This is a genomic window from Halomonas sp. BLK-85, from assembly GCF_044792155.1.
Lineage (GTDB): Bacteria > Pseudomonadota > Gammaproteobacteria > Pseudomonadales > Halomonadaceae > Vreelandella.
In genome coordinates this window covers 2,965,715-2,981,705 of record NZ_CP087731.1, presented here as the reverse complement: position 1 = coordinate 2,981,705, position 15,991 = coordinate 2,965,715, and the positions used below count along the sequence as shown (strand labels likewise).

Here is a 15,991-nt window from a genome sequence, read left to right as displayed (position 1 = left end):
GCTGCCGCCAAGCGGTTAGCACTGGCATGCTGAGCCTGTTTCTGGTGGCCCTGGCAAGTGCCACCCTGCTGCCCGGTGGGTCGGAAATCTGGCTGGCGCGGCTGTGGTGTCTGGGGGAGCCGGTTGTCTGGCTGTGGGTGGTCGCGACATCGGGGAACACGCTGGGCAGCCTCACGAATGTCTGGTTGGGCCGCTACGCACGGCGCTTTCAGCATCGGCGCTGGTTTCCGGCCACCCCCGAAGGCCTGGACAGGGCAGAGCGCTGGTATCATTGGCTGGGTGAGGTCAGCTTGCTGCTTTCCTGGTTGCCCGTCGTCGGTGACCCCTTGACGGTACTGGCGGGCGTTTTTCGCCTGCCCTGGTGGCGAGCGGTTTTGTGGATAATGATCGCCAAGGGGGGCCGCTATGCCGTGGTGCTGCTTTTGGCGCATCACTGGCTAGCGCCACTTTGCTGAGGGATTTGGCCATCGGCTATGCAAATGTCACATAAGAGCGTGTTAATCTAAACTGTAAAATCCAATCACACATTACAATCACCCATGAGGTAGCTAAGTGATGCCACTACGACTTTTGCCCTGGCTAGGCATCTGGCTGTTGATGACCTTCGTTACGCTAACAACACCAGCACTGGCGCAAACAGCAGATAATGCCGCTGAGAACGATCAGGCGTCCTACAGTACCCTGGCGGATCTGCTTGAAAACAGGCAGTCACGTCAGGAGCTGATCGATCTACTGCGCAACCAGGCAGCCGGTGTCGGGGATGAGTCGTCATCGGCTGCGCAAGGCAGTGATGACGAGGAGGCCTCCATTCCTCGTCAGATTGCTGAAATGACCAGTAAGATCGTCAGTGACGTCGGCGAACAGCTGGAACAGGCACTCTATATCGTTACCGGTCTCTTTACCGGAGAAGGCGGAGGAACCTTCGACTCGTCCGCCTTTATTGACGCCAGTATCAATCTGGGGATGGTGGTGTTGGCGACATTTATCCTGTTCGTTGTTTTTCGCCAGGTATGCCGTCCCCTTTTCTCAAAGCTCAGTCTCTGGTCTCGGGATGGCTACGGGTTGACACCCGTGCTGCGTCTGATTCTCTGCGTGGCCGTGGCAGCCTTGATTGATGTATTGATCGTGGCCTTTGCCTATGTCGGAGGTAATCTGATTGCTACCTTCGCCATCGGTCAAACGGGCGATCTGTCCACCCGGGCCTCCCTTTTTCTGAATGCCTTCCTAGTGATCGAACTGATCAAGGCCGCTGTGCGGATGTTGTTCTCCTCACGCTATGAGGGGTTGCGTCTGCTCCCCGTGCCAGCCAATGAAGCCTCCTACTGGAACCGTTGGCTGGCACGCCTGGTCGGTATGGTGGGCTATGGGCTGATGGTGGCGGTACCCCTGGTCAATTACTACCTGGCACCCACACTGGGTCAGGCACTGGGTACGCTCATCATGGTGTTTGCCTTCATCTATGCGGTGACGGTGATACTCAAAAACCGCGTGCGCCTGCGCGACAACATCAATGACCTTGCCCGCAGCTCCAGCTTTACCGCCAGTCGTGTCACGTTGCAGCTGTTTGCCCGAACCTGGCATCTGTTTGCGTTGCTCTACTTCCTGATGGTCTTTGTGTTGACCCTGACGCGTCCCGTTGATGCCTTGCCCTTTGTGCTTTTTGCCACGCTGCAGACCCTGTCAGCCGTGGTCGCAGGTATCCTGATATCGTCGTTCCTGACCCAGACCATCGGGCGGCGTATCACGCTTTCCAGCGAGTTGCGTCAGAAACTGCCGCTGCTGGAAAAACGTCTGAACAGCTACGTGCCTAACGGACTCCGGGTACTGCGCAGCATTATCGCCATCCTGGTGATCATGGTGGTGCTGGACGCCTGGGGGGCCTTTGACCTGCCTGCCTGGTATGCCTCGGAAAGTGGTACCCGGCTGATCAGCAAACTGATTAATGTCACCTTTATACTTATCCTGTCCATTGGCATCTGGCTGGGCCTTGCCAGCCTGATCGAGCATAAGCTGAACCCGGATACCGGCAGCGGAGAGCCGACGGCACGAGCCAGGACGTTGCTTAGCCTGTTCCGTAACGCCCTGGCAATTGCCGTGGTCACCTTGACCGGCATGATCGTGCTGTCGGAAATCGGTATTAACATCGGCCCCTTGATCGCCGGTGCCGGTGTGTTGGGTCTCGCCATCGGTTTCGGTGCCCAGAAGCTGGTGCAGGATGTGATCACTGGCATCTTCATTCAGGTGGAAAACGCCATGAACGCTGGCGACGTGGTGACCGTGGGCGGCATTACCGGCACGGCAGAAAAACTCAGTATCCGTTCAGTGGGCATTCGTGACCTTTCCGGTACCTATCACATCGTGCCATTTTCCAGTGTGGATACCGTCTCCAACTACATGCGTGATTACGGTAACCATCTTGGTGAGTACAGCATTGCCTATCGTGAAAGCATCGATGAAGCGGTGGAGCAGCTGCACCTGGCCTTTGAGGATCTGAAAGCCAGCGAAGAACACGGCTTCAAACTGCTGGCACCCCTGGAGGTACCTGGCGTGGTGGCACTGGCCGACAGCTCGGTCAATATACGGGTGGTCATCAAGACAACGCCGGGCGATCAATGGGCGGTAGGGCGCGCCTACAATCGTCTGGTCAAGCTGCGGTTTGATCAGGCCGGCATCGAGATTCCCTTCCCGCACACCACCATGTATTTCGGTGCAGACAAGGCTGGCAAATCTCCCGCGGCGAACATCCGCGTGCTGGACGCCATGCCCGACAAGAAGATTGACGTGCGTCAGGATGATCCAAAACATAGCATCCAGACATCCGTTGACGCGTCGAATGCCAACCCTTCAGGAGATGAAGGTTAATGAGCGTCCAGCGAAAGATGTGGTGATTAACAAGGCCGTCCACAAGACGGCCTTGTTGGTTAACGCCGAGACGGGGTCAGCCAGGATAGTTTTCCGAGTGGCGGCCCTCGAGGTTGATGCATTCGCCGCCATCGACAAACAGGATCTGTCCGACGACAAAGGCGTTATCCAGCAGATAGTGCAAGGCCTGCACCAGATGGTCCGGATGCCCCTGACGATCCGCCGGAATCCCCTCGATACGCCATTGGATGTAATCGCTGGTGCGCTGGGAAGCCGGCAGCACCACCCCGGGGGCAATCCCGTTGACCCGCAGGCGTGGGGAAAACTCCAGCGCTGCCATGCGGGTCATGTCGGCCAGGCTCTTCTTTGACAGCAGATAGGCCGCATACGGATACTGGTGATAGGTCACCTTGTTATCGATGATATTGACCACCCGGCCCTCGTCGACCGCATCAGCAAAATGGCGGGTCAGCAGCAGCGGGGTAAACATATTGACGCGAAACTGGGTTTCCAGCATGGCCATGTCTGTCTGGGCAATGGGGGCAGGCTCATAGGCGGACGCGCTGTTGACCAGCACGCCCAGATGAGGGAAGCGGGCCTTGACGCGGCGCACAAGCTCGCCCAGATCATCCTCAGCGGCATTGCTTAGAAAGTTACAGCTGAAAATCTCGCAGGCACGGCCGGATTCGCGGATAACCTTTGCCGCCTCTTCTGCTTCCTGGCGGGAGCTATTGACGTGCAAGGCAATATCGTAGCCAGCCGATGCCAAGGCTTCAGCAAAGTGGCGGCCAAGGCGGGTGGCGCCGCCGGTAATCAGTGCTGCCTGAGCGCTCATCGTGGTGTCCTCGTTGGTAAAAAAATGCATTTGAAAGTGGCTCATACTGTCAGCGTGAGGCAAGCGTTTGTCAATAAGTTGTACAGCACTTGCACAAAAAGCAGGAACCGTTAGGCTAATATTCTTTTCAATCTTCGAGGATGTTGATCATGTCGCAAGCGCCCGCACAGGCCAACCCCGACCGGCACGAATGCGTCATCTCGATCGGGTCCAATATTGACCCCGACTATCACTTTGCCCAGGTCATCAAGATACTGGAGAAAGAATGCGATCTGCTGGCACGTACCCAGCCGATCCGTACCACACCCGTGGGTTTCCAGGCTCAGCCGGATTTCCTCAACAGTGCCGTGCTGGTCGCGACCTCGCTTGAACGATCCGACTTCAAGGCGTACCTGAAAGAGGTGGAAGATCGATTGGGGAGAGTGCGTGGGCCGATCAAATCCGGCCCGCGGACCATGGATCTGGATATCGTGGCCTGGGACGGCAAGGTCGTGGATGAGGGCTACCCTCAGCATGACTATGTGCGCGAGCCCGTTGATGATCTGCTGGCACAGGCCGGGCGTAAACTGCTTGATAGATGAAGGCGGGAAGGCTCACCCCACAGCGGCTGGGGGGTGAGCGGGCAGGTGCGTTGATCAGTCGATAATGCCCTGTTCACGCGCCATGGCGTAGGCCGCCTGAGGACCCTTCCACAGCGAGGGCAGAATGATCAGTGATACCGGAATGGCGGTAATCACGATGAACTGCTGGAGGACGCCAATCTGCCCTGCGCCCATGTACAGCAGGATGGCCGCCATCAGCGCCATGGCAATTCCCCAGAAGGCACGCAATATTCCGTTGGGCCGGTCATGGCCTGCACTGACCATGGCAATCGCGTAGCTCATGGAATCGCCGGTGGTGGCCACGAATATGGTGGTCAACAGCAGGATGGCCAGGGCCATCAGGGTACCGCCGGGCAGCGCCTGGGCGACGGTCAGCGTGGCGACATCAAACTGGAAGTTGTTGAGCGCTTCCGTCAGGTCAATCACCCCCGTCAGCTGGTAATAGATGCCCGAGCCGCCCAGCAGGGTAAACCACACGGTGGTGGCAATCGGGGCCAGAACCGCGACGGCCAGAATCATCTCGCGCACTGAGCGGCCACGGGAAATGCGTGCCACAAAAATGGCCATCAGGGGCGCATAGCCGATAAACCAGGCAAAGAAGAAGACCGTCCACCACTTCATCCACCAGGCCGGCGCCGTATCTGCCGTCATGGTGGCCATGTTGAAGAACTCGCTCACGTAGGCGCCCATGCTGGCGGCATAGGTGTTCACCAGGAAGAGCGTCGGGCCAAAGATGACAATCACGGCGCCAATCGCCAGGGCCAGAAACACGTTAAAGCGGCTGAGCATCTGAATGCCCCTGTGAACCCCACTCAGTGACGATGCCACATAGACGCTGGCCAGCAGCGCCAGGATGATCAGCTGGCCGATATAACCCTCCGGCAGCCCAAACAGCTCATGCAGGCCGAAACTGACCTGGGTGGCCAGAAAGCCAATCGGCCCTACGGTGCCGGCGACCAGGGCAATCACACAGCAGGCATCGACAATGCCGCCCAGTGGGCCCTGCATCAACTGCTTGCCGAACACCGGAAAAAGCAGGGTGCGCGGCTGCAGCGGCTGGCCCTTGACATAGTGGGCATGGGCCAGCACCACGGCGGTCAGCGAGCCCAGCACCGCCCAGGCCAGAAAGCCCCAGTGCATGAAGGACTGGGCCAGGGCACCGCTGACCGCTTCCGCCGTACCGGCTTCAGTATCAAAGGCCGGCGGGGTAACCACAAAGTGATAGACCGGCTCGCCCGCGGCGAAGAAGACGCCGCCGCCGGCCAGCAGGGTACACAGAATGATGGAGAGCCATTTGAAGGTGCTCATTTCCGGCGTATCAAGGTTGCCGATCTTGGCTTTGGCAGCGGGCGTGAGGGCCAGGCCGATGGCGATAAAGAAGGTCGCGATCAGCAATAGCTGGAAGTAGGTGCCCAGGGTCAGCGCTGTCCAGGCAAAGCCCGAACTGATGCTGTCAGCCACCAGGTCGATATCAAACAGCGACATCAGCAGAAAGGCGATAATAAAGCCAACGCTGAGTATCAGGACAACAGGATCACCCAGGGCGCGGAGGCCACCAGGTTGAGGAGGTTCGTTCGGGGAGTGAGGCATCAAGGCCACCGTTTATGTTGGTTTGTTTAAAGCAGGGGAGTAGTAAGCGACAAGGCTTCAGGAGGGTCTTGAAAAAGACCAAAGAGCGGATAACGGCCAGGCTGGCGTGCTTCAGCCGTTAAAAACGTCAACAATAAGACGTGTAAAAAAAAGCGCCATTCATTGAATGGCGCGGATTTCGGGCATGATAATAACAAGTGGTTAGACGTAAGTCGAGCCTTACAACCGCAACGTCAGGGCAATGTCAGGGGAGCAGGCAATGAATCTGGTATTTCTGGGTACCTCGGCGGGGGTTCCTACCAAGGCAAGGAACGTGTCCGGGCTCGCCCTGCGGGAAAGCCAGGGTAAAGGGTGGTATCTGGTGGATTGCGGTGAGGGCACCCAGCATCAGGTTCTGCGCACCAAACTGTCGCTCACCTCATTGAAAGCCATTTTTATCAGCCACATCCACGGCGACCACTGCTATGGGCTGCCCGGCCTGCTGGCCAGTGCGGCCATGCACAGCCGGCAGGCGCCGCTGACCATCGTGGCCCCTGCGGCTATCAGAGCGTGGCTGGAAGCCACCTTCGAACAGACCCAGCTGGGGCTGCCTTTTGCCCTGGAATTCATCAGCTGCGACCCGCTGCCCGACGTCGAATTCGGGCAAATCACCGTAGCCACCGCCCGGTTGTCACACCGGGTGCCCAGCTACGCCTACAGTTTTACAGAGAAGCACCCCGAGGCGGTGCTGAATGTCGAAAAGCTGCGCCAGAAGGGGGTGCCAAGAGGCCCTTTATGGGGCCAGCTGAAGCAGGGGATGGATATCGAGGTGGCAGGTGAACGCCTGACAAGCGATGCGTTTCTGACACCCACTCATCCGCCCAGAAAAATTGTGATTGCCGGCGACAATGATCAACCGGCATTGCTGCGTGACGCCTGCCAGGGGGCCCAGGTGCTGGTACACGAAGCCACCTACAGCCAGGCCCTGGCCCATAAAGCCAGTGAGGTGGGGCATAGCGATGCCCGGCGCGTGGCGGCTTTTGCTGAATCCGTGCAGCTGCCACACCTGGTGCTGACCCATTTCAGCCCACGCTATCAGCCTGGCAGCCAGGGGTCGCCTTCCATCGAGGATCTCCGCCGGGAAGCGGCAGGCGCCTATTCAGGGGGGCTGCACCTGGCCCGGGATCTGGCGGAATACCGCCTGGACAAGACAGGCCACCTGGCCGAAATGACGGCTGAATAGGCGTTCAGCGTCAATGGCCTGACCAGCCCATCAGCATGGGTACGTACACCACCAGCAGCAGCACGCCGATCAGCCCGAGAAGGTACGGAATGATTGCCCGGGTGATCTGCTCCAGCGGTAGCCGGGTGACGGAGGAGGCTACGTACAGGTTGATCGCCACCGGCGGGGTAATCATGCCAATAGCCAGCCCCATAACGATGATCAGCCCGAAATGAATCGGGTCAATGCCCAACTGCAGGATCAATGGCAGCAGTACCGGGGTGAGAATGATCAGGGCGCTGGCGGTCTCGATAAACACCCCGGTCAGCAGAATGACCGCAACGATCAACAGCATGATGACGTAAGGGTTTTCTGACAGCGACAGCACCGATTGGGCAATCGCACCGGGCACCTGCCAGCTGGAAAGCGTCCAGCTCAGCACTGCCGACATGGCAATCACCAGCATGATCACTGACGTAGTGATCGCCGAACGGATCAGCACCTGGTAGACCGCCCTGGGTGTCAGGTCGCGGTAGACAAACAGCGAGACCACCAGGGCGTAGTTGACTGCCACTACCGCCGCCTCTGAGGGTGTAAAAATCCCCGAGAAAATCCCCCCGAGGATAATTACCGGCGTCATCAGCCCCCAGCTGGCATCCTTGAAGGTGCACCAGATTGTTGCCAGCGACAGCGCCGTGCCGTGGGGGTACTGGCGTTTGTAAGCCTGAGTGATGGCAATCACCATCAGCCCAAGCCCCATGGCCACGCCGGGAATAAAGCCGTTCAGGAACAGCTTGGACACCGACTGCTGGGCAATCACGGCATAGATGATCATGGGCACCGAAGGCGGGATCACCACGCCAATGGTGCCGCTGGCGGCAATCAGGCTGGCCGCGGAGGCCGGGTCATAGCCCTTGCGCTTGAGCTCTGGCACCAGGCTGGAGCCTACCGCCGCGGTAGTGGCCGCGCCGGAGCCGGAAATCGCGGCGAAGAACATCCCCGCCATCACCGAAACAATCGACAGCCCGCCGCGCATAAAGCCCACCAGGGCATCGGCAAAGTTGACCAGCTTCTCGCTGACCTTGCCCTGGGCCATCAGGTCACCGGCGAGGATAAACATCGGCACGGCCACCAGCGCAAAGGAGTTGATGCCCTGAAACATCTGCTGGGTCACCACCATCAGCGGCACGCCGGATTGAGACAGTGCATACAGGGTGCTGGCGCCAATCGCAAAGGCAATCGGCACGCCGAGCAGCATAAAAAGGAAAAACAGCCCGAACAGCACCAGCGTCATGGGGTGCCCTCCTTGACCACCCGGGGCTCACCGTGGATCAGGGTTTCAAGCATATCCACCAGGGTGTACCAGGCCATCAGGGCGGCACACACCGGCATGACGGCATAGATATAAGTCATCGAAATGCGCAGCGAGGCGGATTTCTGAAAACTCTGCACCTGCATATAGCGATAACCGATGACGATCAGGCTGACCAGCAAGGCCAGCACCACGGCCAGCGCCACCAGCCGGGCAACCCGCCGCGCCGCCAGAGGCAAGGCATCGACGGCAAAGGTCACGGCGATATGGCGGCCGCGCTGAAAGGCCAGGGTGGCCGCCAGAAAGGTCATCCATATCAGCAGAAAGCGGGCGACTTCCTCTGTCCAGCCCACGGCGGTAAACAGCACCCGGGAGATAATCTGCAGGGTAATCACGCCAATCAAGGCCGCCATGCAGGCAAAAACAGCGGGCTGGATGATGGCATCCAGCCCGCGTTCAATGCGTTGCAACAGCGCCAGTAGCGGCTGTGCTTTGGCCATCACTGTGCCAGCGCCTCCTGAATGCGGGGCAGGTAATCACCAAACTGTTCGCCGTATTTTTCATATACCGGTGCGACGGCATCCTGGAAGGCGCCCAGATCCGGCGAATCATTGATCTGCATGCCCGCTTCACGCAGGGCGGCCAGCTGGTCCGCTTCCATCTCGGCATTCATCTGGCGTTCGTGCTCGGCGGCTTCCAGAGCGGCGTCTTCAATAACCGATTGCGCGGCTTCCGGCAGCTGGCTCCATACCGGCATACCCATCACGAAAATCGCCGGCGCATAGGTATGGCGAGACAGCGTCATATGCGCCTGTGTCTCGTTCAGCTCAAAGGAATGAATCACGTTGACCGGGTTTTCCTGGCCATCAATGGTGCCCTGCTGCATGGCGGTCAGCGCTTCTGTCCAGGCCATGGGGATGGCGTTGGCGCCCAGCTCCCGGAAGGTATCGGTGTATACCGGGTTTTCCATCACGCGGATACGCAGGCCATCCAGATCAGCCGGCGAGTTAACGGCGCGCTCGCTGTTGGTCAGGTTGCGGAAGCCGCGCTCGGCATAGGCCAGCCCCTTCAGGTTCACCTCGGAAAGCTTGTCGAGCAGCTCCTGGCCAATCGGGCCATCCAGCACCGCATACGCGGCTTCATTGGAAGGGAACAGGAAGGGCAGCTCAAACACCGCCATCTCTTCCACAAAATTGGCTACCGGGCCATTGGTGATCACGCCCATATCCACGGTGCCGATCTGCATGCCTTCCAGCAGGGTGCGCTCATCGCCCAGCGAGGCGTTGGGGTAGATCTCGACATCCACCTTGCCTTCCGTGCGTTCTTCCACCAGTTCTTCAAACTTCAGTGCGGCAATATGAAAACCATCCTGCTCGTTCACCACATGCGCCAGGCGCAGGGTGACCGGCTCCATATCATCAAAGTCAGCCGCGTTGGCGCTGCCAACAATGGCCAGGGAAACAGACAGTGCCAGCGTATTCAGTGCTAATTTTTTCATTATAGGAATCTCATGTTTTTGATAAGGGATAGACCAGAATCATTCAACACGTCAGAAGCATGCACCAGCACGCACTAATCTGGCAATACATCGTCAGCACACCGCTGGACACCAACCGCCCGCACAGGTAGCATACGCAACCACTGTGCGCCCGTAGCTCAGTTGGATAGAGTATCGGCCTCCGAAGCCGAGGGTCGCAGGTTCGAATCCTGCCGGGCGCGCCAACCTATTTAAACCCCCCGTTGCCAAGGGCCTACGCTACTGCGTGGGCTTTTTTTTGTGGTTTTGATGTATTGCCCACACTGGTACCCACAAGCGCCTATTCCAAATCGTTTTGCATCGGTGTTAGTTGGTTCAGATAGTTTTTAATGGTGTTGCAACCGGAGATTGGCCGGATGCCGCCTGGCTGTGTAAACCCACAGATACATACCTAATAGCAAGCACTGTCTCAACAGCCCGCAGATGCGGGCTGCCCCTCTCTTGAATCCCCTTACCACAGCTGCAGTAGCGTCTTGTGTGGCGTTGCGGCCAGCGTTATCAGGAAACGGATGCGGGCTAAGGGTCATGAGGCCACCGTTATGACTTCCCTGCTCTGAGTGCCTGCTACCCGGGCAATATATACGAAAGTATTTTACATTATTTTATTTTTATACATTGTTTGTACAAGGTGCGTTGTCTTGCTGAAGCTGGGCCTAAATACTGTAATTATCAGTTTTTTACCTTATACAAAAATGATCGTCGCGTTCCCGTCTGTGGCGATGCCAAAAGCCACGCCTCCGCCTGCCTGCAAGATACTTATAGCGTTGTGCAAAATTATCCAAGCGTAACTTTAGAGTAGCGGTGATGCTATGCCATGTAAGCGGTCGGAAAGGCCGTTGCGTCGTAACTCAAGTAACTTAAGTTGATTGTCGAACACCTGGGAGAAAAGACATGAACACGTTAATGCAAGGGGTCGAGCGTTTCTGGAAAGACGAAGAAGGCGCGGAAGTGGTTGAGTGGGTGCTGGTTTGTGCCTTGATCGTAGCGGCATTTGTAGCTGGATATGCGGCTTTAGGCGACCGGATTACTGAAGCATTCACAAATATTACTGCAGGGTTTGATGAAGTAGGTACAAGCTAGGCTAGATTATTAATTTCTTTGCACAGGGGTGTGCCTCTTCACCCCTTTATAGTTTTTGAGTATTAATGTGTACATTTCGCTTTTTTTAGCTTTCTTTTTAATCATTCTGGTTTGGACTGCTGCCACTCAAGATATTCTTCAGCGCAGGATATCAAACGCTATTGTTCTATGCGGAGCTGCTGTTGGACTGTTATTGCAGGTGTCGCTAACAGGTTTGAATGGCTTATTGACTGCAACCTATGGCTTGTGTGTGGGGCTTGTAGTTTTTATGCCTGGCTATCTGATGGGCTTTACAGGCGCTGGTGATGCCAAGTTAATGGCGGCTGTGGGTACTTTTCTGGGCCCTTTAGCCACCTTTCAGGCAGCATTGGCCAGTATTCTGGCGGGATCGGCTATTGCTGTTGGCTATATCCTGTTCGCGGTTCTGTTTCGCCAAACGGCGTCGCCCATGGCGCGCTACGGGCTGATGGCAAAGACGTTTATTGCCACGGGAAGGCCCCTTTATATTGCGCCGGAAAAGGGTGAAGTAATGGGCCAGAAGTTTCCTTTCGCGGTCGCAATTGCAATAGGCACGACGGGGTGGATGATCTGGCAATGGCCGCTGAATTAGTGGTTGGTTAGAGACGTCTCAACGTGCAGCGGCTATCGTCAGGCCATTCTTTTATCAAAAGTAACATTGTGTGAGGTTGGCCATGCTTCAGGAACGGGTGCAACAGCAAGAGGGCATTTCCGATAGCCAGGCAGCGGCCAACCGCGCGCCGCGCCCCGGCACGGTAGCGGAAACCGGCCTGTCGCTGCTCTTCCTGGGGGATCTGCTGGCCAAGCAGCTTTTTGAGCAGGGCGTTCTCGACCTGCGTCAGCTAAGCCGCGAGACGGCCTTGGCCGGCAGCGTTGTGGAAGAAGTGTGTCGTTTTCTGCGCGAGGAAGGCCGTGCTGAAGTCCGCGGCCAGGGAGGCGGTGGGGCGCTGCGCTTTGCGCTTACCGAACGCGGCCGCGCCTCGGCACTCGAGGCGTTCAACCGCGACGGTTACAGCGGCAAGGCACCGGTCACTCTGGAGGCCTACAACGCCCGGGTGCGGGAGCAATCGCTGACCAATGTCGGGATTAACCGCGCCACCGTGATGGCAGCCTTTGCCGATACCGTGATTGATACCGCCCTGCTTGACCAGTTAGGCCCCGGCCTGCACTCCGGTCGTGCCATGTTTATCCACGGCCCGCCCGGCACCGGCAAAAGCTATATTGCCCGCCGCCTGGTGCGGCTGCTGGAAGGCGACGTACTGGTGCCCCACGCCATTCTGGTGGGCGGCAAGGCCATGCGCTGCTTCGACCCCGCGGTACACCAGAGCCTGGAAGACCCGGCGGAGCCATCGACTGCCGCACAGCTTTACCTGGAAAGCGGCCACGACCCACGCTATGTGCGCTGCTATCGCCCCTGTGTGGTTACCGGTGGAGAGCTCACCATGGAACGTCTGGACGTCCAGCATGATGCCACCACGCACATTCATCAGGCCCCGGTGCAGCTGCTGGCCAACAATGGCATGTTGGTGATTGACGACCTGGGCCGCCAGCGCATGTCGCCTACCGAACTCTTCAATCGCTGGATTGTGCCGCTGGAAGAGCGAAGAGATTTCCTGTCGCTGGCCAACGGCTATCACTTCAGCGTGCCGTTTGATGTGGCGCTGGTCTTCTCTACCAACCTTGATCCTTTCGCGCTGGCCGATGCCGCCTTCCTGCGCCGCATTGGTTACAAGGTGCGCTTTGCCCCCCTGGAGCGGGTGGCCTACCTGACCCTCTGGGAGCAGCAGTGCAAGGCGCAGGGGCTGCCGTTTGAACCATCGCTGGCCGAGTTCGTCATCGACGAGCTTCACGCCCGGCAGGATGTGCCGCTGCTTGCCTGCCACCCGCGTGACATTTTAAGCCTCGCCCAGGATCAGCTTGAGTACCAGGGGCTTTCCGCCCCGGACCGCGAGATTCTGCGCTGGGCCTGGCAAACCTATTTCGGTGAATTCTCACCTGCCGAGGATGCAAGCACCGCCAACATGAGGGATGCACCATGAAACGCAAAGGTATTTTTGTCATGTTCGCGCTTTCGCTGATCATGGCGCTGGCGGCGGCTATAGTGGCCCTGAACATCATGGAAGAAGACGGCGAGGAGGAACTGGCGGATGTCGCTCAGGTCGTTGTCGCCTCAATTCAGGTGCCTTTTGGCGCCACGGTAGAAGCCTCTGACCTTAAAGTCGTCGACATGCCGAAAGATGTCGTGCCGTCCAACAGCTTCACCGATATCGACAGTGTGGTGGGGCGTGTCAGCAATCAGGTGATCTACAGTGGCGAGGTGGTGATTGAGGAACGGGTGTCCGAGCACATGGGCGGTAGTGCCCTGGCCTCGATGCTTGATCCTGGCATGCGGGCAATGAGCGTGCGTGTTGATGATGTCGTGGGGGTGGCGGGCTTTCTACTGCCTGGCAACTTCGTTGATGTGCTCTCCACCCAACGCAATGGCAGCCGCAACAGCGTCGAAACAAAAACCGTGCTGAGAAACCTCAAGGTGCTGGCTGTGGACCAGATTGCCGGCCAGGAACGTGACGGCCCGGTGATCGTCCGCGCGGTGACCCTGGCGGTAACCACTGAACAGGCTGAACAGCTGGTTCAGGCCACCCAGGAAGGCAAGGTGCAGCTCACGCTTCGCAACCCCCTGGAAAAAGAAGACGCCGATAACGACATGATGGCGGCAGAACGCTCGATATTGAACGTCCCAGAAACAGAAGATGTGGCGCGTGAAGATCCGGCGCCGCCACCCAAGCGGTCTACTACCCCGGTGCAACAGCGTGTCACCGTGCTACGCGGCACTCAGTCGAGTTCAGTCAACGTCAGGAATTAAAAACATAGGTGCCGGTGCTGTTTATCTCTGCAGCACACGCAGCATCCATTAGGGGACATATCACTATGATGATCAGCAACATGCTCAACTACCGCCACGCGATGCTGCGCGGGTCGAGTCTCCAGGCGATGACGACACAGGGTGTGCCAAGGAGCGCCATGGTCGGGGCATTCAAATGGCTGGCCCTGGGGCTTGCGTTGATGCTGTCGGTGGGGGGGAGTATGCAGCTCATGGCTCAGCCGCGGGCCGATGACGCGAATGCTCGGCACCTTGCCATGCCGATGGAGGGGCGTGAGGTATCGGTGGCCGTGGCGATCAACAAGGGGCAGGTGTTGAAGTTCCCTCGGCCTGTGCGGGTTGTCTCGGTGGGTAATCCTGACATTGCCGATATCGTGGTGATGGGTTCACGCCAGCTTTATGTCCTCGGCAAGTCTACCGGTACCACCAACGTGGTGCTGTGGGATCGTTCCGAAAACGTCGAGGGGGCGATCAACGTCACTATCACCCATAACCTTGAGACCCTTAAAAGCCAGCTGCATGAACTGCTGCCGGGCGAAAATATTCAAGTTCGCTCCGCTCAGGATGGCATCGTCCTCAGTGGCGAAGTGTCCAGCGCTGAGCGTCTGGAAACCGCCATGCGCCTGGCGAACCGCTTTGCAGGCGGTGAAGAAGGCGCGGTGCTTAACCTGATGCAGGTCGGCGGTGCCCAGCAGGTCATGCTGGATGTAAAAGTTGCGGAGGTTTCACGCTCGCTGGTCAAACGCCTTGAGGCGAACTTCAATGTGTTTAATGTCGGGTCCTCGGCGCTGCGAATCGGTGGGGTTAGCGGCGGGGCAAGCTTCCCGGATGCCGGCGTAGGCAATGTTTTCAACAGCAGCGGTGCCACACCCATTGGCCCTGCCATCGACGAGTTTGCGCCGGCCACTGCAACTATCGCCGATACCGGTATTTTTGCCAGCTATCAGCGCGCTGATTATCTGCTCAACCTTGTGCTGGATGCGGCGAGCCGCGATGGGGTCGCCAAGATTCTCGCCGAGCCCAATCTCACCACACTGACCGGCCAGCCAGCGGACTTTCTGGCCGGTGGTGAGTATCCGATACCGGTACCCCAGGGTGATGGCCAGGTGGCGATCGAGTACAACGATTTCGGTGTGGGGCTGGGCTTTCTGCCCGTGGTGCTGGATTCCGGCACCATCAACCTCAAGGTGGATGTCTCGGTTTCCGACCTGGTGCCCGCCAACAGCCTACAGGTGGGCGTTGGTAGCGGGGTAGATAACCAATTCTTTGTGCCGGCACTGACCAAGCGCAGTGCCAGCTCGACGGTGGAACTGGCCACCGGCCAGACCATTGCCATTGCCGGCATGCTCAATGAGAGCCTTCGCGAGAACGTTTCCAAGATGCCGGGGTTGGGCGACGTGCCAGTGCTGGGTGCGCTGTTTCGCAGTCAGGAGTTCGTCAAGGAGCAGACCGAGCTTGTGATTTTTGTCACCCCGCGCCTGGCCCGCTCCTTCCGGCCTGAAGAGGTGCGCCTGCCTACCGGCTCTTTTGTGCCGCCCAGCGATCTGGAATTTTACCTGCTGGGGAGCTTTCAGCCTGTCGATACGGATGATAACCCGCGGCCTCGCCCGTCAAGTCTCGACCTGGAGTTGATGTCCAACCGCGATGAGGGCGGCACTGAGGGGCGTTTTGGCCATGATCTCTAATCGCCACCAGCATCATTATTTCAACCGTACCGGCGACCCAGCCAGGGAGAACACCATGACAAGCCTTGATAGAGCCTTTACGCGACACCCCTTGCGCAGGACTGCCGAGCGGTTTATCCGACCCGGAGTGAGCGCAGTAGGGTGGGGCTTTCTCATTCTGGCACTGGCAGGGTGTATGGCGCCGCGTCCAGGGGAAGATCTACCGCCTTTTGGTGACAGCGTGCGCCACACCAAAGCGCTCCAGACTTACGAGCCCGGCGACGAGGTGCCGCCTTTGCAGGGGGCAAAGGCAGTTGATGCCATGCGCGTCTATCGCCTTCCGGCCTCAGGGGGCGGTGAGGCCCCCAGTTCCACCCCATAGGCGATTCACTCTTTCAGTAACAGGCAG

15 protein-coding genes and 1 tRNA gene are annotated in these 15,991 nt (G+C 58.3%); 11 read left to right on the top strand and 5 right to left on the bottom strand.

Annotation, left to right across the window (positions count from 1 at the left end; all coding sequences use genetic code 11):
• Positions 1–26 precede the first annotated feature (26 nt).
• A complete protein-coding gene (locus LL947_RS13615) occupies positions 27–455 on the top strand; it encodes a YqaA family protein (protein WP_499833502.1) in 429 nt (142 codons plus the stop codon).
• Between the two features lie 97 nt (positions 456–552).
• On the top strand, positions 553–2,862 hold the full coding sequence (ybiO, locus tag LL947_RS13610) for a mechanosensitive channel protein (protein ID WP_499833501.1): 2,310 nt from the start codon (positions 553–555) through the stop codon (positions 2,860–2,862).
• 76 nt (positions 2,863–2,938) lie between these two features.
• Here the strand turns inward: ybiO and LL947_RS13605 are convergent, their stop codons facing one another.
• Complete coding sequence (locus tag LL947_RS13605) at positions 2,939–3,697, bottom strand: SDR family oxidoreductase (protein ID WP_404418034.1); 759 nt, start codon at positions 3,695–3,697, stop codon at positions 2,939–2,941.
• A 149-nt stretch (positions 3,698–3,846) separates the two neighbouring features.
• Between LL947_RS13605 and folK the strand changes: the two genes are divergently transcribed.
• Positions 3,847–4,278: a 2-amino-4-hydroxy-6-hydroxymethyldihydropteridine diphosphokinase gene (gene folK, locus LL947_RS13600; RefSeq protein WP_499833500.1), complete on the top strand. Its 432-nt coding sequence runs from the start codon at positions 3,847–3,849 to the stop codon at positions 4,276–4,278.
• Positions 4,279–4,332: 54 nt separating this feature from the next.
• Here the strand turns inward: folK and LL947_RS13595 are convergent, their stop codons facing one another.
• Positions 4,333–5,889 (bottom strand): BCCT family transporter, encoded by a 1,557-nt coding sequence (locus LL947_RS13595; protein WP_290823721.1) that lies wholly within the window; start codon positions 5,887–5,889, stop codon positions 4,333–4,335.
• A 259-nt stretch (positions 5,890–6,148) separates the two neighbouring features.
• On the opposite strand from LL947_RS13595, the gene LL947_RS13590 reads away from it, so the two are divergent.
• Positions 6,149–7,111 carry a ribonuclease Z gene (locus LL947_RS13590; RefSeq protein WP_499833499.1) on the top strand — a complete coding sequence of 321 codons (963 nt, stop codon included), beginning with the start codon at positions 6,149–6,151 and terminating at the stop codon, positions 7,109–7,111.
• 10 nt (positions 7,112–7,121) lie between these two features.
• Here LL947_RS13590 and LL947_RS13585 read toward each other — a convergent pair whose 3' ends face one another.
• The 3 genes from LL947_RS13585 to LL947_RS13575 are packed head-to-tail and all read right to left on the bottom strand — an operon-like array spanning position 7,122 to position 9,900.
• Positions 7,122–8,384 carry a TRAP transporter large permease gene (locus LL947_RS13585; RefSeq protein ID WP_499833498.1) on the bottom strand — a complete coding sequence of 421 codons (1,263 nt, stop codon included), beginning with the start codon at positions 8,382–8,384 and terminating at the stop codon, positions 7,122–7,124.
• Positions 8,381–8,902 carry a TRAP transporter small permease gene (locus tag LL947_RS13580; RefSeq protein WP_499834434.1) on the bottom strand — a complete coding sequence of 174 codons (522 nt, stop codon included), beginning with the start codon at positions 8,900–8,902 and terminating at the stop codon, positions 8,381–8,383. Before LL947_RS13580 ends, LL947_RS13585 begins: the two co-directional genes overlap by 4 nt.
• Positions 8,902–9,900 carry a TRAP transporter substrate-binding protein gene (locus tag LL947_RS13575; RefSeq protein WP_499833497.1) on the bottom strand — a complete coding sequence of 333 codons (999 nt, stop codon included), beginning with the start codon at positions 9,898–9,900 and terminating at the stop codon, positions 8,902–8,904. The genes LL947_RS13580 and LL947_RS13575 overlap by 1 nt, the downstream gene beginning before the upstream one ends.
• Positions 9,901–10,047: 147 nt before the next feature.
• On the opposite strand from LL947_RS13575, the gene LL947_RS13570 reads away from it, so the two are divergent.
• The 7 genes from LL947_RS13570 (at position 10,048) to LL947_RS13540 (ending at position 15,964) form a co-directional block, all read left to right on the top strand.
• Positions 10,048–10,124, top strand: a tRNA-Arg gene (locus LL947_RS13570).
• A gap of 706 nt (positions 10,125–10,830) precedes the next feature.
• Positions 10,831–11,019: a Flp family type IVb pilin gene (locus tag LL947_RS13565; protein WP_499833496.1), complete on the top strand. Its 189-nt coding sequence runs from the start codon at positions 10,831–10,833 to the stop codon at positions 11,017–11,019.
• A gap of 67 nt (positions 11,020–11,086) precedes the next feature.
• Entirely contained in the window at positions 11,087–11,629 is a 543-nt protein-coding gene (locus tag LL947_RS13560) for an A24 family peptidase (RefSeq protein ID WP_499833495.1), read from the top strand.
• Between the two features lie 82 nt (positions 11,630–11,711).
• The gene (locus LL947_RS13555) at positions 11,712–13,076 is read left to right on the top strand and encodes a DUF8689 domain-containing protein (protein ID WP_499833494.1); all 1,365 of its coding nucleotides are present in this window, start codon (positions 11,712–11,714) and stop codon (positions 13,074–13,076) included.
• Positions 13,073–13,900, top strand: coding sequence for a Flp pilus assembly protein CpaB (gene cpaB, locus LL947_RS13550; RefSeq protein WP_499833493.1), 828 nt, complete (start codon positions 13,073–13,075; stop codon positions 13,898–13,900). The genes LL947_RS13555 and cpaB overlap by 4 nt, the downstream gene beginning before the upstream one ends.
• 65 nt (positions 13,901–13,965) lie before the next feature.
• Entirely contained in the window at positions 13,966–15,603 is a 1,638-nt protein-coding gene (locus LL947_RS13545) for a type II and III secretion system protein family protein (RefSeq protein ID WP_499833492.1), read from the top strand.
• A 55-nt stretch (positions 15,604–15,658) separates the two neighbouring features.
• Complete coding sequence (locus LL947_RS13540; protein ID WP_499833491.1) at positions 15,659–15,964, top strand: hypothetical protein; 306 nt, start codon at positions 15,659–15,661, stop codon at positions 15,962–15,964.
• The last annotated feature ends 27 nt before the right edge of the window (positions 15,965–15,991 follow it).